Source organism: Nodosilinea sp. P-1105, from assembly GCF_012911975.1.
GTDB lineage: Bacteria > Cyanobacteriota > Cyanobacteriia > Phormidesmidales > Phormidesmidaceae > Nodosilinea.
This window is the reverse complement of record NZ_SMDQ01000005.1, coordinates 35,732-58,712: the sequence shown is the minus strand read 5'-3', so window position 1 is coordinate 58,712 and position 22,981 is coordinate 35,732. Positions and strand designations below refer to the sequence as shown.

Below are 22,981 nucleotides of genomic sequence, written 5' to 3'. Positions count from 1 at the left end.
AAGCAAACTACACCCCCAGATCCTCTCCCAAACACCTGATGTTTATCAGATGTTTTCCCACAGACATCTGGCGGCTAGTCTGCCTAGGCTATGGGGCATAGCGTCTCTGCTATCGCTTATGCTCAAGTTTGAAGGTAACACTATGGTCACTACGACACCTAGACAGCCCTTAAATCGGCGTGCCACAACAATAGATTTAAATCATCTGCGCAGACATATTCGTACTCTCAACATTACTCCCCTCAGTTTTGTAGCGGCCGATGCTGCAACTCGACAAAAGATGCTACAGCACAAAGCCCTACTAGAACAGAGGGGCATTGATAGTCTGTCCACCCTGGGCACCTTGCGCCTGTCAGGCAATGTGATTCCAATGCCAGGATTACTACGGCCCCAGCTAAGACCGACCAGAGGACAACGCAGCAACCCCCTTTATGGCCGTGAAGTGACTTTTCACAATGTCCTACGGCCCTCGGCGGCAACGGGCCAACTGGAACAAATGGGGGGCATTGCCCGGTTGCTTAACCCCGAACCCTTACCGACAGGCATTTTCGGCTTCACGGCCAGTGTCCTGCCAATTCCCTATGCCTATTGGGCTGCCACCGAAATCATCCTAGAAGACAACACTACCGTGATCTTCACCGGGCAAAACCGCTATCTGACGGTTCTGGCCGAGAAGATTCAGGTGGGCAACAATGTGGCCTTTACCTGGGAAGAACCCGAGCCCGACTATCTACCTCCAGAACCTGATGAACGCCCGAATCGGCCGGGCTTACCTCCCAGACCTAACCGCAATACGCAAGTAAGGCATGGTCGGCGGGGGCAAAATGGCCAGCACGGGGGTGATGGGCCGGATGGTGCCAGTGGCCCAGAACTAGAATTTTGGACCCTCGATCTGCAGGGTAGTCCTCTGTTTGAATTGGGGGGACAGGACGGATGGCCGGGGGCGGATGGCGGTGACGGCGGCCATGGGGGCCATGGTGCCCGAGGCTTTGATTCCAGTTGGAATTATCTAAGCTGCACCCAGGGGGGCAGCGGTGGCAATGGCGGCAACGGTGGCCATGGGGGGAATGGCGGCAACGGTGGCAACGGCGGTGATGGCGGCAAGATTGCTTTCTACATGCCCCAGCCCATGATCAATCAATACAGCAACGGTTTCTACGTCGATGTTTCGGCGGGACGCGGCGGCCAGCGGGGACGTGGCGGCCGGGGTGGCAGTGGTGGTCAGGGAGGGGCTATTGGGCGTTCTGATCAAGGGATTGGTATCCGCATCTGTAGCCCTAGGGACAGTGCCGTGGCAGGCAGGCCCGGCCAGAACGGTAATCGCGGCCAGGATGGAACCGAGGGACAACGGGGTGAGCACCATGGCAGCGAGGCCACCCGTTTTACCCCCATCGACCCAGACGCTTTTCGCCAGAAGCTAACGGAGCCAGCGATTAAACATCTGAATCCTAGCAGAACCCAGGTGGGGGAAACGGTACAGGTGCACGGCGATCGCTTTAGTTCTAACGATCAGGTTTTCCTCAATGGTCAACCCTGCCCCACCACCTATGTTTCAGACGGCTTATTGCGCTTCCAGGTGCCCTCTACAGAGGGGGGCCGCCGGCAAGTGACTGTCCGCCGCCCCGACAGCGATCAGTCCAATGGGGCAGAGTCTAATGGGGTAGAACTGCTGATTGTGCCTAAACTTGAACAACTGCTCCAGGCTGAAGCCGGTCCCCAGCTGGTTCCCGGTCAAGAAACCCGGCTAATCGGCAGTGGTTTTGTGCCCAATCTGCGGGTGGTGGTGAATGACGAAGAAATGCCAGACATTACTTTCGTCAACGCTTCTGAAGTCAGATTTATCCTCCAACGCCCCGCTCAATCCGAATCGAATGCGGCCGGGGAACCGATTACGGTTAAAGCGGTCTTACCCACAGGAATTGCCTCTGATCCCCTATCTGCTACCCTCAAAACCTTCCGGTTAGTGGTGGTAGGCGACTCCATTCAGTGGGGACAAGGGTTGCAGGATGCTGAGAAAATGCACTCGATTCTGGAAAACACCCTTGCGAATCGGGCCGGGCACATCGGAATTTATAAGGATGTGAAAGCCCATTCTGGGGCGGTCATTGGTCTTGGTCTGTCCCCGACCCACGATAATGAGGGTTGGATTGAGCTGCCGGGGGAAATCCCCAGTGCTAGGCCGACAATCTTAGAGCAGGTAGACGCTCTTTTGGGGACGCAGCAACAGGATTCATCCGTTGATTTAGTCTTGCTAGATGGTGGCATCAATGATGTCGATATCCGGACAATTCTCAATCCTGTCGGTGATAATTTAGAACCCCTGATCGAGCAAGCCTGCTATGACGGCATGAAGGCTCTGTTAGAAAAGACAGTTACGGCTTTTCCTGAAGCGCAGGTTGTGGTCACAGGCTATTTCCAAATTTTCAGTCAGTCCAGCCGAAACGACTTACGATTTCAGGCCTTGATGGCAGCACTCCTGCTAAAGAGTGTGGCCGGTCATTTGGCTACTCGGGAAGCCATGAATCGGGTACAACAACGCTGTCAGCAATTTCGAGACTTGGCCCATGATGCTATTAACCGGGCCATTGATGAGGTTAATGCTGACCTAGATAGCACTCGTATTTTCTTTATTGATCCTAACTTTAGGGAAGACCATGCTATCTTTGCCCCCAATTCTTTGCTGTTTGGCATTGGCCTCGATCTAAGCCCTGAAGATAACCCAGCGATCGCAGGACCCAGAGCTCATGCCTGCGAGGCGAATGCCAATCTTGTGTCTAACGGTACGGTTTGCAATGTGGCTTCCATTGGCCACCCCTCTGTAGCTGGGGCTAGACGATATTCGGCGGCCATCAATCGACAATTACCCTCAATTCTGCCATGGCTGTAGGCCAATGTTGTTGGACAACCTAAGATAGCCCCTACTGTGGGTTGGCAGCACCACACATTACGTCGGCAAAGTTTATTTGCTAGCAGTGGTGGAGGTTCTTGACCAACCCACAGTTTACTCTAGGCTAGTAGGGATTAACCTATTCCTCCATTGGCAGCGACAGTAGCGTCTAGAAACTGCATAATCGCCTCCGCTGTCGCCTTGGGTTTTTCCAGGTGGGGAACATGGCCACATTGGGGAATCCAGACCAGTTGGCTATGGGCGATCGCGGTTTCAAATCGCTGAGCATCCTTGGTGCCTAAAATTCGGTCTTGCTGCCCCCAGAGAATTAGGGTGGGTTGGGTAATATCAGGAATTTTAGGGCCCAGAAAGTTATAGCCACCACTTTTGGTGAAGGCAATTAGGGCCTCTTTCCAGCGATCGCAGTCCAGGTGTAGGGCAGCGCACAGTTCAGCATCAGGGGTGACCAGGCTTTTGTCAAAATAGGCCTGGCGGCTAATGTTGCGCCGCACTCGGGGATTGCGCAGAAAGGCTGTGGCCCAGCTATCCAGGGGGGGGACCATCAGCTTGCCCATGGCAGGGCCTGCAGCAAAGCCAGCGGCGTCGATCAACACCAGTTGAGCCACCGCCTCGGGATGGGTCAGGGCAAAATCCATAGCCGCCGCGCCGCCCATGGAGGCCCCCACCAGCACCATGGGGGTGCCGATCTGCTGCTGCCAAAAACTGTACAGGTGCTGTTTAATGGCCAGGGGAGATAGATTGGGGCTGAGGGTGCGATCGCTAAACCCAAACCCCAGCAAATCCACCGCCCAGGTTTGTCGCTGGGGGGTCAGCAGTGGCCACAGCCGACGAAATTCCAGTAGGGAACTATCAAAGCCATGGAGCAACACCAACGGAGGCTGACCCTGGCCAGCGGTGGCCCAAGCGGTGGGGATCGGCTCTGAGGCTAGCGGAGTTTGCACGCCCTCCACCTGGATGGCCACCGCCATCTGTACGGAGGTGGCTTCGGTTAGGGCTTGGGCAGCAGTCGGTAAAGTGGCGGTGAGCATAGCAGAGGTCGCAGTTCATCCAGGTCTGCTGCATAATCCCACGAATTTACCGCTACTGGTGCAGGTTAATTTGGTGAGAACCAATGGCAATGCCGTATGCACCATAGATGTCTTGGCCCAACAGGCCGTAGCTGCCGCCGATGGCCACCCGCACTGACTCTTTGCGCAAGCCCCCCAATTCAATGGCGTCCACATAGCCTACGGGCAGAGTGACCACACTGCCATCGGCAATTCTGGCCCGGGTTTCACCCACCACCACCACCCCAGCCGCCTGAGCCATGTCAGCGGTGATCAAAGTTGCCGTAGCCCCCGTATCAAATAGCATCGGAAAGGTCTTGCCCCCCTGTTGTCCGTGCAGGGTCACCGCCACCACCGGGGTACCGCCCTGGCGTCGCTGGATCGGCACCTGGGCCACCAGCCCATTCGCCGGTTGGGAGGCCGCCACCGGGGCAGTGGTTGGTTGAGAGGTCACCGGTTCTCGAGAGACTTGGGCCTGGGCGGCAGCCAGGTGCTGTTGATACTCCTGCACCTTGGCCTGGGCCTGGCCATGGTTGGGGCTGTGGCTAGGTACCTGCTGCATCAGGGTGATCGCCTGTTGCCATCGATTGGCTGCTAATTCCCAGTCACTGGCAGATTGAGCAGACTGACCAATTACCACGGCACTGCTGGCCCGATTCACGGCCTCCCGAAATCTATCGGGCTGCTTCTGGGGCTCAGGGGATGGCTCCGCTGCAGGCGGAGCTGGATCCATCGCTAGGGGCAGGGCCTCTTGCTCCGAGGAATCTTGTAAGGTTGCGTCTTGTCGTCCTTGCCCATCCGTAGAATTTATGCCTGGCCATAGATCCCCAGCGACGCCACAGCTAGCTAGCATCCACCCGGCCCCCAACAGGCCCAGGGTCTGAGTTGTTTTTCCAAAGCAGCCCATGGTGCGTTTTCCCATACCAACGATCTAGCCAATCACCACAACATCAGTCTATGTATTCAAGATGCCCTTTGAGGTCAAAAAAGTGTCGCCCTGGATAGAATCATCTGTCTTTAATGATCACAGGGTTAGGCGCTTAACCGTAAGTAGGGTAATCGTTATAGTGGTTTAGGCCATCTGGAAACCTTAAAAACGTTTAACCGCTTGAACGTTCTATCTGGGACATGTCTGACCAGACTGGCTCATCAAGCTATAAAAACAAACGGTAACCTTGGGCCTAAGCGCAGTTTTGGCCTTAGGATAAAGAGCGCCCAGTGCAGAGGATTGAATGGCCATGGCTTTTCCAGACGCCCCCCCCGCTTGCCTTGTTTTAGCTGATGGTTCGGTGTTTCAGGGTTGGTCCTTTGGGGCCTCCGGCACCGTCATGGGAGAAGTGGTGTTTAACACCGGCATGACCGGTTATCAAGAGGTGATGACAGACCCTAGCTACTATGGTCAAATTGTGACATTTACCTACCCAGAGTTAGGGAATACCGGGGTCAATCCTGACGACGAAGAGTCTAGTCGGCCTCATATCAAAGGGGCGATCGCCCGTAATATCTGTGACATTCCCAGTAACTGGCGCTCCACCCAATCTTTGCCCAACTACCTAAAGCACCATAAGATTCCCGGCATTTTTGGCATTGATACCCGGGCCCTGACCCGTAAATTGCGCACCGTTGGAGCCATGAATGGCGCCATTTCCACCGAAATTCTCGATCCAGAAGAGCTGCTTCGTCAACTCCAAGATGCCCCCTCCATGACGGGGCTGAACCTGGTAAACCAGGTCAGTACGACTGAGGTCTACGAGTGGAACGAAGGCACCCTATCCCCATGGGAGTTCAGTGCTGGAGAAGCGACCGCCGACCAAGCCGATCCCCTAACTGTCGTCGCCATCGACTTTGGGGTCAAGCGCAACATTTTGCGGCGACTAGCCAGCTATGGCTGTCGCGTCGTGGTGGTCCCCATTACTAGCACCGTAGAGGAGATCATGGCCTACCACCCCGATGGCATTTTTCTATCCAATGGGCCTGGGGATCCAGCGGCGGTAAGCGAAGCTCCCCCCCTCATCAAAGCTCTGCTAGAGCACCAACTGCCCACCTTTGGTATTTGTATGGGGCATCAAATCCTAGGGCTTTCCCTGGGGGCCTCTAGCTTTAAGCTCAAGTTTGGCCATCGGGGACTCAACCAGCCCTGTGGGCTGCAACGCCAGGTGGAAATTACCAGCCAGAACCATGGATTTGCCCTCGATGCCGCCACCATTCCCGAAGACACGGTGGCGATTACCCACCTCAACTTGAATGACCAGACGGTGGCTGGCTTAGCCCACAAAACCCTGCCCTTGTTTTCGGTGCAGTATCACCCCGAAGCTAGCCCTGGTCCCCATGATGCCGATTACTTATTCTCTAAGTTTGTCAAATCAATGCGTACCCATCGACAAAGACAATAACGACTACTACAACACAATATGGCCAAATCGCTATATGCTAGTTTACTAGAGCTTTCCAGTAGTGGCTGGTTATGGGGGCAATGACAAGAGTAAGGCTCCTGAATTGGACCACTGTCCCTAACCAGTACCCCTAGTCATGGGGACAGCTAGCTAGAATGCTCTAAAGGATCAAGGCAAGGACAACAGCGTTCCATCGCGCATTTGGTAGCTCACCCCAAAGCGTTATGGCAGGTGTAGCTATGGGTCAAACTAAAGGACATCTAGCCGGGTAAGCCGTTCACCCAGGGGGGAATTTCCACCCCTTGCGTACTCCGCTATCCTGACTTATATTTAACTGTCGAATTGGAGCACCGAGGAGGTTTCCTATCGCTGAATCTCTAACCCTGACCGTAAGTTTACGAGGCACCCGCGATGTCAGGGGAACCTATCAACTGTTTCGCCTCACGGGCTTACTCGATGCTTTTTCAGAACCGGCCTTCCGCAAGGTGATGACCAAGTATATCGAGGCTGGCCCCAAGAACATTATCCTGGACCTGGGCGCCATTGACTTTGTCGATAGTTCTGGACTTGGTGCCTTGGTGCAGCTGGTCAAAAAAGCGACCACCGATGGTGGTACGGTGCAGGTTGTGACCAATCCTCGGGTCACTCAGACTGTCAAGCTGGTGCGCCTAGAGAAGTTTCTGTCTCTACAGCCTTCAGTCGATGATGCGATCGCTCATCTCAATAACCAAGACAGCAACGGTGGTTAAGGTGAGCCACCGCCAGCCGACTGGAGCACCCATTCACCGGGGGTATGGTTAGTGATGACTAGCGCTGCTGATGATCAGCGCGTATCGACTAGCTGCGATTGGCTGCAACATCAGCGCCAGGTGATGGACAAGCAAAAGATCATGGCCTTGACACCGCAGCAAGTGCAGGAGCTGTCGCCGACAGCTTTGGCCTATCTCGGGGATGCCGTTTATGAGCTTTATGTGCGGGGCTTGTTTTTAACGCCACCGAAGCGAATTCAGGCCTATCACCGTCAGGTGGTCAGCCTAGTGCGGGCTGAACAACAAGCCGCTCACATTGAGCAACTCACTCCCCTGCTGACCGCTGCCGAAAAGGATATCCTACGGCGAGGGCGCAATGCATCTAGCCGTGGGCCAAGGCGCATTGATGGGCATACCTATCAACAGGCCACCGGGTTTGAAACCCTAGTGGGCTATCTCTATCTCACTGATCCCAGTCGATTAACCGATCTCCTAAGCCAAATTCCAGCCCTGACCCCAGCGTCGACCAAGGATAGTCAAAAGCCCTAGGCTAGTGGTAGAAGTGTTAGGCTTAGACTACAGATTTCCCAGGCCAAGAATTAGGGTTTGCTCTCTCCGAATGGCCACTTCGTGTTAGTGCAGCCTATCTAGAAGACATCAGAATAGTTGGCTAATCATGCTAGGCTAGGAGTTCTGTTTAAGCCGACCCTCATCACCAGCACAAGGCTACCCTATCCAGCCTGTTCTTCTAGTCACTGTTATCTGCTCCGTTAGGGTAGGCCTCTCGGCGAGTCCCTGGGATCGCCTGCATTCTCAGTTATTGTATTGCCCTTCGCTACAGTTCGTCTTTCGCTCTTGCTTCTTTCGCTACAGATGCCCCTTGGGCACTATCCCATCTTTGCTTAGTCAGGTGTGACCATGCCACCCGAAAAACCCTCCCGTAGACCCCACGGATCGTCGACTCCTCCCCCTCGCAAATCGGCGGGGGGCTACAAAGGCGACAAACCTCGTTATGACGGCAAGCGGTCTACCGCTAAAGGTGGCAAGCCCCGCAATGATGGAGACACCCCTCGCCGCGATGGGCAATCCTCTCCCTACAGGGGGAGCGGCAAACCCCGCTATGATGGCTATAAACGCCACAGCAGCGGCAAGCCCAACTATGATCGCCAGAGCCGAGGCGGTTCCTCGGCTGCGCCCAAACCGGTGATTAGGGCGCAGGCTGGGCCTAATCCCGACAGCCAGACCCAAGAGGATAGCGATCTGATTTATGGTCGCCATGCGGTGGAAGCAGCCTTACAAAATCACCGCCCCCTCAACCGAGTTTGGGTAAATGCTCGCATCCGCTACGATCCCCGCTTCTTATCATTGATTGACGAAGCAAAGGCCAATGGGGCTGTGATCGATGAAGTGGATACTCAGCGGTTAAACCAAGTGACCGCTGGGGCCAACCACCAGGGCATTGCCGCCCAAGCCGCTTCCCACGACTATTTAGACATCGATGTACTGATTGAGCGAGCCCTGGCATCAGCTCGTCTACCGGTGATTCTCGCCGCCGATGGAATTACCGATCCCCATAACTTAGGGGCAATTATTCGCACCTCTGAAGCGTTGGGAGCCCAGGGTATTGTGATCCCCCAACGACGGGCTGTGGGTATTACATCCACCGTATCGAAGGTAGCCGCTGGCGCCCTGGAGCACTTTCCGGTCTCCCGGGTGGTTAATTTAAAGCGGGCTCTCGAAACTCTGAAAGAAAAAGGCTTCTGGATTTATGGCCTTTCGGCGGAGGGCAGTCAACCCGTCCACCGTACCCACTTCGATCGCCCCACGGTGATAGTGGTGGGTGCCGAGGGCTCGGGGCTAAGCCTGACGGTGCAGCAGAGCTGTGACCAGCTGATCTCAATTCCGCTCAAAGGAACAGTTCCCAGCCTAAATGCATCGGTAGCTACAGGCATGGCGCTCTATGAGATATATCGTCATCAATGGGTAGCCCAACAACAAATTTCCTCTTTGCAAAACCAAAAGCAAAGCAGTATAAACAAACAAGGGCCAGCGCTACCCCTGGACCAGTCTGAGGTTGAATCCCTTAATTAATGCGTAGCTAGATTAGACAGGCGAGATTTAGATAGGCAAGCACTATGAAAACTGCGATTGGTCGCTTTTTAAGTAATCTGTTTGGCGGTAGGGAGTTCTGGTGGGTTGAAATTAAAACTAACCACCCTGCCTGCACCTACTATTTTGGTCCGTTTGACACCGACACCGAGGCAGAGGCCCTCAAAGGCGGTTACATCGAAGATCTTGAGCAGGAAGGGGCTCAAAATATTCGAGCTGTTTTGCTGCACTGTAGTACCCCCGACCAACTGACTATTTCCGATGAGGCAGACAGTCCTTTCGGAGATTTTTCTGCACCAGTGTTTGGTCAATCTTAGCGGGCTGTTACCGCGTTAAGACTAAACCTTAGAGTGCGGGAGCAGCTGCCTCCTGTCAAGGCGTTTGGCGGGCTAGCCAGCGGCTGATGTCGCTGGCAATTTTGTCAGGAATTTCCCAGGGCAGGAGGTGAGCTGCATCTGGATAGCAATGGCTTTCTACCTGGGGCAGGTGGGCGGCTGTTTCTAGGCTTGCCTGGGCCGTGATATGGCGATCGCGAGCTCCACAGAGAACCAAGCAGGGCACTGCGATCACCCCCACGTCTGGCAGTCGGTTATAGCCCCGAGCGATCGCTTGGTGTAGGGCCTGGTGAGCATACCGGGAGGTGTTCACATAGGCCCAGAAGCCCTCCTGGGCTAGCCGTCGATAGGCTTGGGGGGTATGTTGGTGAAGTAGGTAGCGGTATAGCGATCGCGATCCCAACGTCCGAATTACCCAAGGGTTACCCGGTAAAGCCAGATTCAGCAGGGACGCCAGCCCCGTATTTACCATCTCCCACCAGGGGGTAGGGGGGTGGTCGCTGACAGGACGAGCTGCCGTGGCAATTAAAATCAACCCCTGTACCCGCTCTGGGTAACGGAGAGCCAGTTCCAGGGCCAAAATTCCCCCCAAAGACCAGCCCAATAGCCGACATCGATCGATCCCCTGGTGATCCAACAACGTCAGCAGGTCCCCAAGATGATCTTCCAGTTGAAATGGACGGCGTGCCCGGCTCGCTCCATATCCCCGCAAGTCGGGCGCTAGGATGCGGTAGCTCGCCCCTAACCCTTCGGCAAAGACCGCCATGGTCTGACCTGACCCAGGGTGACCATGTAAACATAGCAGCGGTGGACCCGACCCTTGGCTATGGCAATGAAGTTGCACAGGTAACCCAGCAAATAACAATAGCTATTCTACTGTCTTGGCCTAGGGCGGTGCATTGCGGCCTACAGCCAGCATCTGGCAGGGGCTACCGCAGAGGGAGGCGATTTAGGGGGCTTCCCCCTGGGCAGCAGCCTCGTCTGTGGTCACCAAGAAGGTGGCACAGCGATCTCCACGGTGGGCATCCCCTTGACGATGCTTTTGCTGTAGCCTAGCGACTCGAGTCGCCAAAGGAATGGAGGAGGCTTCGTCACGGGTCTGGTGTTGGTTGGCAGAGGGGAAGCAAGCCTGCTGGGCTGTTAACCGAATCGGGCCATGGCTCTGGTGCCCTGGCGTTGCCTCCCTTGACCGCGTCGATGGCTCAGAGGTTGGCGTTGGCTTAGCCTTAGAGAAGGCTGGTCGAGTTTTGGTCCCAAGATCAAAGTGTTCGGGATCAAATCGGTTGGAATCAAACCGTAAATGATTGGAAAACTGAGGTGATCCCTGGTCAACCCCAGATTCAGGGGTAGGATGATCTCCGTTCAGGCTAGGGACAACGGCGGTGGGGGAAGAGACTGACGCAGCGGCTGAATCGGCGGCCTGGCCCTGTACCTCAGGGGGGGTGGTAGGGGCGATCGCGGCGGGTTCTACTTCCTCGGTGACCGGGGAAACGGGTTCACTGACAACGGGCTCGCCAGAGTCACTATTGGCAGAGTCACCCTCGTCCGCTGATGATGCTTCTGGTCCAGGCCATTCACCAGCCAGCCTAATGGAGTCCGGTAGGGGGGTGTCAAGGGAAAGTCTAACGAAGCCTGCCTCGGGCTCCTGACCAACGCCATCTGTGGCCGCCGCCTCTGGTTCCGTAGATGGGCTGGGGCGACCATGTAGCCTTAGGCCAGCAAGCTCCCTCCCCTCAGCCGTTGAGGCAGATAATGGGGTCAATACGGGACGAGTGGCGCTATACCCTTGATGGGGGGCTGCTGGCACCGGAGAAGCAGAATCTAGGCGGGTTACCTCGGGTTGCTCCTGGGGGGCAGGGCTGGCCGCCGCTGAGGGTTGTGGCGCAAGCGGGGGAACTGCCTCGGCAGGGGTGAAGCGCTGATTGCCACCATGGAGCGGTCCCTCCTGGGGACGGTGGGGGGTTGGCAGCGTGGTGACAACCGGCTGAGGGGCCGTCACGGTCGTGGGGGCAGGGGAGGTAGGTGTTGCTGCCACGCTCTCTGGTCTGGGGGGTTGGGGCACAGGTTGAACCGCCGTCAATGAGGGCTGGTTCAACCTAGAGGGTGGGGAGGGTACTGCATTAGTCCGCTGCTGACGAATTTGTTGGACCCTGGCCCGCAGCTGTTGGGCCGAGGAGGGGGGGGTTGCTGGTCTGGCCGAGGTTGGCGGGGAAAGGGTTGGTGTCTTGGCCCGAGATGAGCGGCTCACCTGGGGACGGTTCAGTTGGGTCTCAGGCTCGGCTAGAGCCTGGGCAGTGGCGGTGTCTCTCCGGAGGTTACGGCTGGCCTCAGTTGCAGAGAGGGGGGTAGAGACGGGGTCCTCTGGAGCAGTCGGTTGAGTTGATAAGGGGCCAGCCTGATCGCTACCGCTGCAAGCTGTTAAGGCCAGCAATCCCCCCCATGAGGCTAGTGTCCATACCCGCATAACTGCTTTCTCCTTCTGTTGCGCCCTACTGAGTACCGCCTATCTCCAGTCCAACCCGTAGGTTCAGGCTGGTCTCTTGTCCTTTTTACAGGGTGGGCTTTAGTAATCCGTACAATCCTGTGTGAAATTTCTGTGTGGGGAGGTGGTGGGGTGGTGGGGAAGTTTTGAATTTTGAATTTTGAATTCGTAGCGTGGGTGGGGAGGTGGGGAGATAGGGGGTAGACGTGGAGCGGCTTCCCGTAGGGTAGGGTGAAGGGTTAGGAAGTGGATGGGTGGATGGGTGGATGGGTGTAAACGTGGAGCGGCTTCCTGGAGGATAGAGGTGATGGGGGGATGAGAAAAACGTAGGGCTTAGCCTGTGCATAAGGCTTTGCCCGCACGCAGCAGCAAAGCGCATGGGAGAGAGGGTTCGTTCTTCTCTTTTCTTTTTTCGTTCTTGAGAGGCGTAGGGGCTGTGTGTCTGCCCTGGTGCATAGGAAGGAGGAAAAGCCGTGTGGGAGAATTATTCTTTCTAAAGATTTAATTGAGGAAAACCATGCCAGGGGAGCTAGCGGCCTTAACGGCAGCTTTTTTGTGGGCGGTGGCCTCGGTGATGTTTGGGCGGTTGGGCCAGCGATTGCCACCCCTGGGGTTGAACCTGGCCAAGGGGGCGATCGCCATTGGGCTGCTGCTGGTGACCCTGGTTTTGCTAGGGCGCCCACCCACTGGCTTAACCGCTGGGGCCGTGGGGCTACTGCTGATCAGTGGCGGGGTGGGAATTGGCCTGGGGGATACCCTTTACTTCGCTGCGATTAATCAGTTAGGTCCCCGTCGGGCCATCCTCTTAGAAACGTTGGCTCCCCCCATGGCGGCTCTGATTGCCCTAGCCTTTTTAGGCGAAACCCTGACCGGCACCGCCTGGGTCGGGATTGGACTCACCCTCGTTGGTGTCAGTTGGGTAGTTGCGGAACGCATTCCGCCTGTGAAGGGGATGGCCCCTGGGCCTGGTGGCTACCGAGGGGTAATCTATGGCGTCCTGGCTGCCCTAGGCCAAGCGGTTGGGGCCGTGCTGTCTCGATTGGTTCTAGCCGAGACAGCGATTGATCCCCTATGGAGTTCTCTGGTGCGGCTTTTGGCTGGGCTCAGCATTATTTTGGGCCTATTACGTTGGCGGGGCCAAGGGATGACTCCCCTGACCCCGCTGCGATCGCCCCGGCTACTGGCGACGGTGGCTTTAACGGCATTTGTAGGCACTTATCTGGCCATTTATCTGCAACAAATGGCGCTTAAATACGCGGCTACAGGTATCGCCCAGGCCCTAACCTCCACTAGTCCACTGTTCATTTTGCCCCTGGCTGCCGCCTCAGGGGAGTCGGTTAGCCCCAGGGCCGTGGCTGGGGCCATGGTTGCCCTAGGGGGCATCAGCCTTTTGGTGCAAGCATCCCCCTAGGGGTAGGCTATAGCGCCTGTGTCTGATCGTCGATCAGCAAGTCATCATCGTCGTCCAAGATGGTACCGTTAGGCGACTGATCATCATCATCGTCGTCGTCATCTGTTTTTGACTTTCCCTCCTCCATGGAGCCACCGATCATCTCGTCATCCCCTAACATGCCAAGGCTGCCCTCTAGGTCATAGTTGCGGGCAGTGCGATCATCTAGCACCACATCCTGAAGGATCATGTCGTCGTCTAGGATGGCGGACTCGTAACCGTTGTCCACCTCGGGCACTATGGACTCTTCGTAGGCGTTGTAGCCAGTCCCCGCCGGTATCAAACGACCAATGATCACGTTCTCCTTCAGGCCCCGCAACCAGTCTGACTTGCCTTCAATGGCAGCCTCAGTCAGTACCCGGGTGGTCTCCTGGAAGCTGGCTGCCGAAATGAAGCTGTCGGTGTTCAGGGACGCCTTAGTAATCCCCAATAGGACAGGGGTGTACTGGGCTGGAGCACCGCCAGTAATGGCCATCGCTTCGTTCACCTGCTCCACCTGATAAATTTCAACCAACTCGCCAGGCAACATGGTGGTGTCACCCCCATCGTCGATGCGACACTTGGAAGACATCTGCCGCACAATCACCTCGGTGTGTTTGTCGGAAATATCAATGCCCTGGGACTGGTACACCGACTGCACTTCGTTCACCAGGAAGGATTGCACCTTCTGCAGCGCATGCAGGGCCGCATCATGAATGCTCATCCCGTGACTCAGATTGAAGTCAAAGAATACCTCCAGAATTTCGTGGGGGTTAGCAGGACCGTCGGTCAGGTGCTCGGCGGTGGTCACCATTTGGCCATCAGATACCAGCACATTTTGGCCAGGGCTGATGGGGTATTCGGCGATCGCCCCATCGTTCTCGACCACCTTTACCTCAACGGTTTCATCATCGCTATAGACCACCTGGGCGGTACCAGGACGCTTAGACAACACACAGGCTTCCTTGGGTCGCCGAGCTTCCAACAGTTCTTCAATCCGGGGTAGACCCTGGATAATGTCCCCGGTCTTCGCCCGCTCAAACACCAGCAACACCAGGTTATCGCCCCGTTGCACTAGGTCGCCGTCCTCAATGTGCAGGACCGCACCAGTTGAGACTCGATAGGGTCGCGCCAGCCGCAGCCGCACCTCTTCCCCATTAATGGCGGTCACCTCTCCTGATTCTTCGTAACTGATGCCATTGGCTAGGGGGGTGTTGGCCACCACCAGATCCCCTACCTTCACCGTCGACTCCTGCCCCTGCAAGTCCACCTTCACCCGGTCAGAATCCCGCACCACCAACACCCGGCGAATGGCTTCTTGCCCTTCCCGAATACCGCGCACTTCCCCAGACTCTTTACAGCGGATTTCGGTGCGAGCCAAGACCGCCCCAGGCTCGATTTGCTGGCCATCTTCTATCAACAGTCGAGTGACGGTGCTCCCTTGGGTTTGATCTGCAATCACATCGCGCCGAATCACTTGGGTTTCTAGCACCACCATCTGCAGTCGCATCAGGTCAGCATCTTCCTCGTCGGGCACCAACTCAATGTCGGCGACCACGTGGGGTGACTCATCTTCGATATCCATAATCAATTGAGTGCGCAGGAGTTCTACCCCATCCACCGACTTCACCCGCTCTCCATCTTTGAACGGAATCCGTTGAGTGGCCCGCAGCCGAATGGAATTAGCGGCCTCAGTGGCAGAATCTTGACTTGGTACAGAGGGCTCGTCAGGCACGGGATACTCTTCCACCGGACGCAGCAAAATCGCAGGCCCTTCGGGGGTTTCCACATACTCCACATAGCGGAGATCATCGGCTACCAACCCTGGCATAATCTCTTCGCCAGCGGTGACAATCGTGCCATCGCGATCCATCACATCCTCAGGGGCATCCACCATATGGATATCACCGGGTTTGATCAAAATTTCCCGCAGAATGTCATTCTTTTGGGTAACTTCGACCACACCACTGTTCTGGCAGAAGATGTCCTTGACCACTTCCGTACCCGCCTCCAGGTACTGGCCGTCCTCCACCATCAACAGAGAAATATCCTTGTTCACCTCATGGGCTTCCTCAGGAATCCAAAGCAGCGTCCCCCCCTGGGTGACCTCGTACCCCTGTTTCCCCTTACCTTTTTTGGCTACTTCCACTCCAGAAAACTTGACGATACCGCCAGTCTGGGTGTGGTACTGGTCATCTTCCAGTTCAGCAATCACTTGACCACTGGTGACCTTAGCCCCCGGCGTGGCGATCAGCGAGAACCGTTGACCATTGGCAGTTTCGATGAAGTAATGTTCACGCCCTTGGCCATGTTCCTTACGCACCTGAGCCTGATTTAGCATCACCGAAGCAGTGATGATTTCCACCTCCCGGCTACCCTTATCGTCTTCAGTACCGGGTAGACGCACGATACCGCCCCGCTCAGTGGTCAGGCGAGTTTCGGCCAGGGTATCGTCGGCGTTGACCTGATCGCCGTTACGCACCACAGGTTCAGCCCCTGGGGGCAGGTTATAGACATCACCGGCTAGTACCCACAGCAGACCACCCCGCTGGGCAATGCGGGTGGTATTTCCTTGACGGTCGGTTTTCTCTTCCTGCACCAGACCGTCAAACCGGACTTCCCCGGCCAGATCAGAGGTCACGTCTTTAGTCGCTTTTTCGGTGACTTTGCGGGTACGTCCAGCGGAGGGGAGTTCCGCTAGCAGTTGCTCTTTGATCACCGTATCGCCATCTCGGACAAACAAAATGGTGCCCTGGGGCAAAGACTCGGTTTTATTTTTGCCACTACCTTCAATCACGATGTCACTGTTGGCTTCCAGCATCATCGCTTCTTCCCCGTAGCGGGTACGGAAGATTCGAGTTTTCAGGTTTTTGGGTAGTTTGACAGTACCGTCTTTTTTGGCTCGAATCCGAGGCGCTACTTCCCCCGTAAAGGTACCGCCAGTGTGGAAGGTCCGCATGGTCATCTGGGTGCCAGGCTCGCCAATGGACTGGGCTGCAATGATGCCGACGGCTTCCCCTAGGTCAACCATGTCGGAGTGAGCTAGGCTCCAGCCATAGCAAAGACGACAAACCGAGCGGGTAGCTTCACAGGTGAGGGGCGATCGCACCGTCACTGACTCCAGCCCAGCCTTAACGATGTCCTCCGCAATTTCTGGGGATACCGCCTGATTTTTCTCCAGAATCACCTCGCCGGTTTCAGGGTGAACCACATCCTCCGCCACCACCCGGCCCAGCAGACGACTTTCTAGGGGAATCAACACCCGTTCTCCATCGGTCATGCTGGTCAGGGGAATACCGCGTTCGGTGCCGCAGTCGTGCTCCCGAATAATCACATCCTGGGACACATCCACCAGACGCCGGGTGAGATAGCCCGAGTCAGCGGTGCGCAGGGCCGTATCAACTAGCCCCTTTCGGGCTCCATAAGAGGAGATCACATACTCCGTAACCGTCAGCCCTTCCCGGAAGTTGGTTTTAATCGGTAGGTCAATAATTTCCCCTTGGGGATTGGCCATCAGCCCCCGCATTCCCACCAACTGGCGTACCTGGGAAATGTTGCCTCGGGCCCCCGAGAAGGCCATCATGTAGACCGAGTTGAGGGGGTTGTTGATCTTAAAGTTTCTCACCACCTGGTCTTTTAGCTCTTCGCTGGTGTCATTCCAGGTGTCGATCACCTTGGTAAGGCGTTCCACCTCGGTAATTTCTCCCCGGGTATAGCGGTCTTCGGTGGCCCGAATGTCTTCTTCCGCTGCCGCCAGCAACTGCCGCTTCTCTTGGGGCACCTGCAGGTCTTCAACACTAATGGAAACCCCCGCCCGAGTGGCGTACTTAAAGCCTAGGTCTTTGATCCGGTCCGCCATTTGAGCCGTGCGAGCCGTACCGTAGTGGGTAAAGGACCAGGCAATCAGTTTTTTTAGCTGCTTCTTGTCAATAATCCGATTCCGGAAGATCATGGAGGATTGAGTTGCCCCTTGGTCAGCCATTGTATTTTCGCCCCTCGTGTTCATGTACTTGCGTTAGCCGTTGCCGATGTCTGTGTGTGGTTTAGGGGGTTGAGCCATGCCCCCAAACTTAGTTTTAGCCGCCAGTCTTAGCCCGCGATCGCATCCAGGATCGCTTTGTTGTAGATAATTCGCCCTGGGGTGGTCTTGACGTATTGGGATAGCAGGTTACCTTCTGCGTCCAGGCGTATGCGGCGATCCTCATAGATTTCAGTGATTGTGCCATCCTCAGCTTCTATCCGTTCTGGGGCTGAGGTATCGGTTTGATCCGCTTCAATTTGACCGTCAAACCTGAGCCAGACCTTGGCGTGTAAATCTACCAGTTCCTGTTCAAAGGCGATAATGGCATCTTCCAAATTGGCAAAGTAGTGCCCCTCTCCTTTATGGGCATCGGGATTTTCTGCTGTCAGGTAATAACAGCCCAGGACCATATCCTGACTCGGGGTAATAATGGGCTGTCCTGTGGCTGGAGACAACACATTATTCGAGGCCAACATCAACAGCCGGGCTTCCGACTGGGCCTCTAGAGACAGGGGTACATGCACTGCCATCTGGTCACCATCAAAGTCAGCGTTAAAGGCAGGACATACCAGGGGATGCAGTTGAATCGCCCGCCCTTCCACCAGGATCGGCTCAAAGGCCTGAATCCCCAAACGGTGCAGCGTCGGTGCCCGGTTCAGCATCACCTGGTGGCTCTCAATCACATCTTCCAGCACTTCCCAAACACTGGGGTCATTGTGCTGAATCAGCTTTTTCGCCGCCTTGATATTGTTGACCAACCCTTGGCGAATTAACCGATGAATCACAAACGGCTGAAACAGTTCGATCGCCATTTCCCGGGGCAGACCGCACTGGTGAATTTGTAGCTTAGGCCCGACCACAATCACAGAACGGCCAGAGTAGTCCACCCGCTTGCCCAGTAAGTTCTGACGGAAGCGGCCCTGCTTACCCTCAATAATGTCAGACAGGGACTTCAGAGGGCGGTTGTTGGCCCCTACCACCGTCCGGCCCCGACGGCCATTGTCGATCAGAGCATCCACCGCTTCTTGGAGCATCCGTTTTTCGTTACGGACAATAATCTCAGGAGCCAGAATCTCCTGGAGACGGGCTAGGCGGTTGTTGCGGTTAATCACCCGCCGGTAAAGGTCGTTCAAGTCAGAGGTGGCAAACCGGCCCCCGTCTAACTGCACCATGGGACGTAAATCGGGGGGGATCACTGGAATCACATCCAGCACCATCCAGTCGGTCTTAGAGCCAGTGGCGATGAAGTTATCAATGACCCGTAGGCGTTTGATCAGCTTGGCCCGCTTTTGCCCCTTGGAGTTGGCAATGTCTTCTCGCAGCTTCTCAGCCACGGTTTCCAATTCCAGATCTTCGAGCAACTGCTTCAGGGCCTCAGCCCCAATCCCCACCTCTACCCCTGCGAGTTCGGTGTCTTCGTCGTAGAGCTGGTCTTCAATTTCAATCCACTGATCTTCGGTCAGCAGCTGCTTGTAGCTGAGGTTGTCAGCATTGCCAGGGTCTAGCACCACATAGGCATTAAAGTAAACAATCTGCTCCACATCCCGCAGCGGCATGTCCAGCAGAATAGCAATGTAGCTGGGAATCCCCTTCAGGTACCAAACATGGGCCACCGGAGCAGCGAGCTTAATGTAGCCCATGCGGTGGCGGCGGACGCGGGATTCTGTTACTTCAACGCCACAGCGCTCACAGACAATTCCACGGTGACGCACCCGTTTATACTTGCCGCAGTGACACTCCCAGTCCTTTGCCGGACCAAAAATACGCTCACAGAACAGCCCGTCCATCTCTGGTTTCAGGGTGCGGTAGTTAATGGTTTCGGGCTTTGTCACTTCCCCAACCACCTGACCGTTGGGCAGGGTGCGTTCTCCCCACTGACGAATGCGATCGGGGGAAGCCAATCCAATTTTGACGTAGTCGAACCGCTGTTCAATCTTAGGCATGCTCAGTCTCTTCCTTGTAAGCGCGCTCAATCCGGCTGGTTAACGGGGGTCTAGGGTTCCTAGGTGCGAAGCAGGACGACGGACAACCCAACGTCGTCCTGCCTAAAAAGAACGTTAATCTTCCAGTTCTTCCACCTCTTCCCGGGCAATGGACTCATAGGTGGGACGAGACGGTGTCCGGCGACTATTGACATCAGCCATCAGATCCACCTCGATATCGCGGCTGGTGCCGTCTTCTCGGGTTTCCACCTTATGCACGGCAATATCCAAACAGAGGGATTGCAGTTCTCGCATCAGCACCTTAAAGGACTCAGGGGTGCCCGGTCGAGGAATCGACTTACCTTTGACGATCGCATTCAGAGCCTCATTACGCCCCTGCATATCGTCAGACTTCACAGTCAACAATTCCTGCAGGGTATAGGCGGCCCCAAAGGCCTCCAGGGCCCACACTTCCATTTCCCCAAACCGCTGTCCCCCTTGCTGGGCCTTACCCCCCAGGGGCTGCTGGGTGACCAACGAGTAGGGGCCAGTGGAACGAGCATGGATCTTGTCATCCACCAGGTGCACTAACTTCAGCATGTAGGCCCGACCCACGGTAATCGCCTTGTCAAACGCCTCGCCCGTGCGGCCATCCCGCAGCTGAATTTTGCCCGGATCCTCAGGGTTAAACACCCAGTCATTGCCAGTGTATTCCCGGGCTTCCGCCAACTTACCGTGGGTAGAGTTGCGGGAAGACTCTTCCCCATACATCTCGTCGAAGGGAATCACCTTAAAGCGGGCATTTAAGTTATCAGCGGCCCAGCCCAACATGCACTCAAACACCTGCCCTACGTTCATCCGGGAAGGCACCCCTAGGGGGTTGAGGGCAATGTCAATGGGGGTACCATCCGGTAGATAGGGCATGTCTTCCACCGGCAAAATGCGGGAAATGATCCCCTTATTGCCGTGGCGGCCCGCCATTTTGTCCCCCACTTGAATCTTGCGCTTCTGGGCCACATAGACCCGCACCACCATATTGGCCCCCGGGGGAAGTTCATCCCCTTGTTCCCGGGTAAACACCCGCACATCTACCACGCGACCTTTTTCGCCGTTAGGTACCCGCAGGGAGTTGTCTCGCACATCCCGAGCTTTTTCCCCGAAAATCGCCCGGAGTAGCTTTTCTTCTGGGGGTTGATCAGATTCTCCTTTGGGGGTGACTTTGCCCACCAAAATATCCCCAGACTCAACCCAGGCCCCAATCCGGATAATGCCGGTTTCATCTAACTGACGCAGAGCATCTTCCCCGACATTGGGAATTTCTCGGGTAATTTCCTCAGGCCCAAGCTTGGTCTGCCGGGCCTCAATCTCAAATTTCTCAATGTGGATGGAGGTGTAGACATCATCAAACACCAAACGCTCACTCAGAAGAATGGCGTCTTCGTAGTTGTATCCCTCCCAGGGCATATAGGCAATCAGCACATTTTGTCCTAAGGCCAGTTCCCCTCCTTCGGTGGCTGACCCATCTGCCAACACCTGACCGGCCTGAACCTGTTCCCCGGGGAAGACGATGGGTCGTTGATTCAGGCAGGTGTCTTGGTTAGAGCGCTGGTACTTTTGCAGCTCGTATTCATGAACGTTACCTTCTGGATCCTGTACTTTGATCAAGTCGGCATCGAGATAGACCACATTCCCGTCGGTGCGGCTAATAATTACCATGCCTGAGTCACGGGCCGCCTGGGCTTCTAACCCCGTCCCCACCAGGGGCCGCTCTGGTTGCAGCAGAGGCACCGCCTGCCGCTGCATGTTAGATCCCATCAGGGCTCGGTTGGCGTCATCGTGCTCTAGGAAGGGAATCAAGGAGGTGGCCACAGAAATAATCTGTACCGGCGATATCGCGACGTAGTCCACCTCATCGGGGGTGGTGGTCGTAAAGTCTTGGCGGTAGCGCACCGGAATGGTGTCTCCTAGAATGTAGCCCGCTTCATCGGTGGCCACATCCCCTGGGGCAACCCGCAGATCATCCTCTTCGTCGGCGGTCATGTAGAGGGGGGCCTCATCTTTGCACACCCGCCCGTCATCGACCCTAAAGAAGGGGGTCTCAATGAAACCAAAGTCATTCACCCGAGCGTGGGTAGCCAAAGAACCAATCAGACCGGCATTGGGACCTTCTGGGGTTTCAATCGGGCAAATGCGACCATAGTGAGACGGGTGAATGTCTCGAACCGCGAAGCCCGCCCGCTCCCGAGTCAGCCCCCCAGGCCCTAGGGCGCTAATGCGGCGCTTGTGGGTCAACTCAGCCAGGGGATTGGTTTGATCCATGAACTGAGACAGTTGGCTAGAGCCAAAGAATTCTTTAATCGCCGCCACCAGGGGCTTGGGGTTAACCAATGAGGCTGGGGTGAGGGAGTCGGCATCGGACACAGTCATCCGCTCCCGAATGATCCGCTCTAGGCGGTTAAGACCAACCCGCACCTGGTTTTGCAATAGCTCGCCCACCGAACGTACCCGACGGTTGCCCAGGTGGTCAATGTCGTCGATGCTGCCCAGGTCAAACTCTAGGTTAATCAGGTAGTCGATGGCCGTGAGAATGTCGGTGGGGGTCAACACTCGGGTGGCATCGGGAATGTTGAGCCGCAACTTGCGGTTTAGCTTATAGCGCCCCACGCGACCCAGGTCATAGCGCTTGGGATCAGAAAACCGGGAGTACAGCAGTTGCTCACCGCCAGATACCGTGGGAGGTTCGCCAGGCCGTAACTTGCGGTATAGCTCTAGCAAGGCCTCTTCTTCACTGAACTGTCCTTCCTTTTCAATGGTTTTTTGGAAGTAGTCGGGGTGACGCAGGGAATCAAAAATCTCACTATCATTTAGGCCTAGGGCTTTCAGCAGTACCTGAGCCGACAGCTTCCGGGTTTTGTCGATCCGCACCCACACCAGATCATTTTTATCCGTCTCAAACTTCAGCCAGGCCCCCCGGTTAGGAATCAGACTGGCGTTGTAGGTACGTCGCCCGTTTTTGTCGGTTTCGGCTTTGTAATAGACCCCAGGACTACGAACAATTTGATTGACGATCACTCGCTCAGCCCCGTTGATGATGAAGGTACCGCGATCGGTCATCAGGGGCAGATCGCCAATAAAGACTTCCTGCTCTTTAATTTCCCCGGTTTCTTTGTTGATTAGCCGAGTGGGGACATACATCTGCACCGCATAGGTGGCATCCCGTCGCTTGGCTTCGTCGACGTCGTATTTGGGTCGTTTCAGTTTGTAGTTCTTGCCTAGGAAGTGCAGTTCCAGCTTACCGGTGTAGTCAGTGATGGGAGAAAAGCTTTCCAGCTCTTCGATTAGCCCTTCCTCTAAGAACCAGCGAAAACTAGACCGCTGAAATTCAACCAGATCAGGCAGAACGAAGTTGGGGGTGGTGTAGGTGATGGGTTCAGTCATGGGTCTCCTAAAGCAAGTCAGGCCCTAGCCAACGGCGACGGGATATAACAGCGGTAAATCAGCCAAGAGGCTATTCACCTAGTCAAGCTAAGCAAGATAAAAAGGGGCGGGATCTATTTTGGGGTGAGGGGCACTAAGCCAATACCAAT

The 22,981-nt window shown here is 55.7% G+C and carries 14 protein-coding genes; 7 read left to right on the top strand and 7 right to left on the bottom strand.

Annotated features, from left to right (window positions below):
• Nucleotides 1-142: 142 nt before the first annotated feature.
• Nucleotides 143-2,887 carry an IPT/TIG domain-containing protein gene (locus E1H13_RS03740; RefSeq protein ID WP_169612064.1) on the top strand — a complete coding sequence of 915 codons (2,745 nt, stop codon included), beginning with the start codon at nt 143-145 and terminating at the stop codon, nt 2,885-2,887.
• A gap of 134 nt (nt 2,888-3,021) precedes the next feature.
• Here the strand turns inward: E1H13_RS03740 and E1H13_RS03735 are convergent, their stop codons facing one another.
• Nucleotides 3,022-3,936, bottom strand: a complete 915-nt coding sequence (locus E1H13_RS03735; RefSeq protein ID WP_169612063.1) for an alpha/beta hydrolase — start codon at nt 3,934-3,936, stop codon at nt 3,022-3,024.
• 52 nt (nt 3,937-3,988) lie between these two features.
• The gene (locus E1H13_RS27860) at nt 3,989-4,876 is read right to left on the bottom strand and encodes a retropepsin-like aspartic protease (RefSeq protein ID WP_278002493.1); all 888 of its coding nucleotides are present in this window, start codon (nt 4,874-4,876) and stop codon (nt 3,989-3,991) included.
• A gap of 316 nt (nt 4,877-5,192) precedes the next feature.
• On the opposite strand from E1H13_RS27860, the gene carA reads away from it, so the two are divergent.
• The 5 genes from carA (at nt 5,193) to E1H13_RS03705 (ending at nt 9,522) form a co-directional block, all read left to right on the top strand.
• Nucleotides 5,193-6,347 carry a glutamine-hydrolyzing carbamoyl-phosphate synthase small subunit gene (carA, locus tag E1H13_RS03725; RefSeq protein ID WP_169612062.1) on the top strand — a complete coding sequence of 385 codons (1,155 nt, stop codon included), beginning with the start codon at nt 5,193-5,195 and terminating at the stop codon, nt 6,345-6,347.
• Nucleotides 6,348-6,730: 383 nt separating this feature from the next.
• The gene (locus E1H13_RS03720) at nt 6,731-7,096 is read left to right on the top strand and encodes an STAS domain-containing protein (protein WP_206070012.1); all 366 of its coding nucleotides are present in this window, start codon (nt 6,731-6,733) and stop codon (nt 7,094-7,096) included.
• 123 nt (nt 7,097-7,219) lie between these two features.
• Nucleotides 7,220-7,645, top strand: a complete 426-nt coding sequence (locus tag E1H13_RS03715) for a ribonuclease III domain-containing protein (protein ID WP_206070010.1) — start codon at nt 7,220-7,222, stop codon at nt 7,643-7,645.
• Between the two features lie 369 nt (nt 7,646-8,014).
• Entirely contained in the window at nt 8,015-9,187 is a 1,173-nt protein-coding gene (gene rlmB / locus E1H13_RS03710) for a 23S rRNA (guanosine(2251)-2'-O)-methyltransferase RlmB (RefSeq protein WP_169612060.1), read from the top strand.
• 44 nt (nt 9,188-9,231) lie between these two features.
• Complete coding sequence (locus E1H13_RS03705) at nt 9,232-9,522, top strand: DUF1816 domain-containing protein (RefSeq protein ID WP_169612059.1); 291 nt, start codon at nt 9,232-9,234, stop codon at nt 9,520-9,522.
• A 55-nt stretch (nt 9,523-9,577) separates the two neighbouring features.
• On the opposite strand, the gene E1H13_RS03700 is transcribed toward E1H13_RS03705, so the two are convergent.
• Together E1H13_RS03700 and E1H13_RS03695 are read right to left on the bottom strand one after the other, a co-directional pair.
• Nucleotides 9,578-10,384 (bottom strand): alpha/beta hydrolase, encoded by an 807-nt coding sequence (locus tag E1H13_RS03700; protein ID WP_169612058.1) that lies wholly within the window; start codon nt 10,382-10,384, stop codon nt 9,578-9,580.
• 105 nt (nt 10,385-10,489) lie between these two features.
• Nucleotides 10,490-12,004: a hypothetical protein gene (locus E1H13_RS03695; RefSeq protein ID WP_169612057.1), complete on the bottom strand. Its 1,515-nt coding sequence runs from the start codon at nt 12,002-12,004 to the stop codon at nt 10,490-10,492.
• 535 nt (nt 12,005-12,539) lie between these two features.
• Between E1H13_RS03695 and E1H13_RS03690 the strand changes: the two genes are divergently transcribed.
• Nucleotides 12,540-13,433: a DMT family transporter gene (locus E1H13_RS03690; RefSeq protein WP_169612056.1), complete on the top strand. Its 894-nt coding sequence runs from the start codon at nt 12,540-12,542 to the stop codon at nt 13,431-13,433.
• Nucleotides 13,434-13,440: 7 nt separating this feature from the next.
• Here the strand turns inward: E1H13_RS03690 and E1H13_RS03685 are convergent, their stop codons facing one another.
• From E1H13_RS03685 to rpoB, 3 genes are all read right to left on the bottom strand, one after another.
• Nucleotides 13,441-17,433, bottom strand: a complete 3,993-nt coding sequence (locus tag E1H13_RS03685; RefSeq protein ID WP_169612055.1) for a DNA-directed RNA polymerase subunit beta' — start codon at nt 17,431-17,433, stop codon at nt 13,441-13,443.
• Nucleotides 17,434-17,540: 107 nt separating this feature from the next.
• Nucleotides 17,541-19,415 (bottom strand): DNA-directed RNA polymerase subunit gamma, encoded by a 1,875-nt coding sequence (locus E1H13_RS03680; protein ID WP_169612054.1) that lies wholly within the window; start codon nt 19,413-19,415, stop codon nt 17,541-17,543.
• Between the two features lie 114 nt (nt 19,416-19,529).
• Entirely contained in the window at nt 19,530-22,832 is a 3,303-nt protein-coding gene (rpoB, locus tag E1H13_RS03675) for a DNA-directed RNA polymerase subunit beta (protein ID WP_169612053.1), read from the bottom strand.
• Nucleotides 22,833-22,981: the final 149 nt, after the last annotated feature.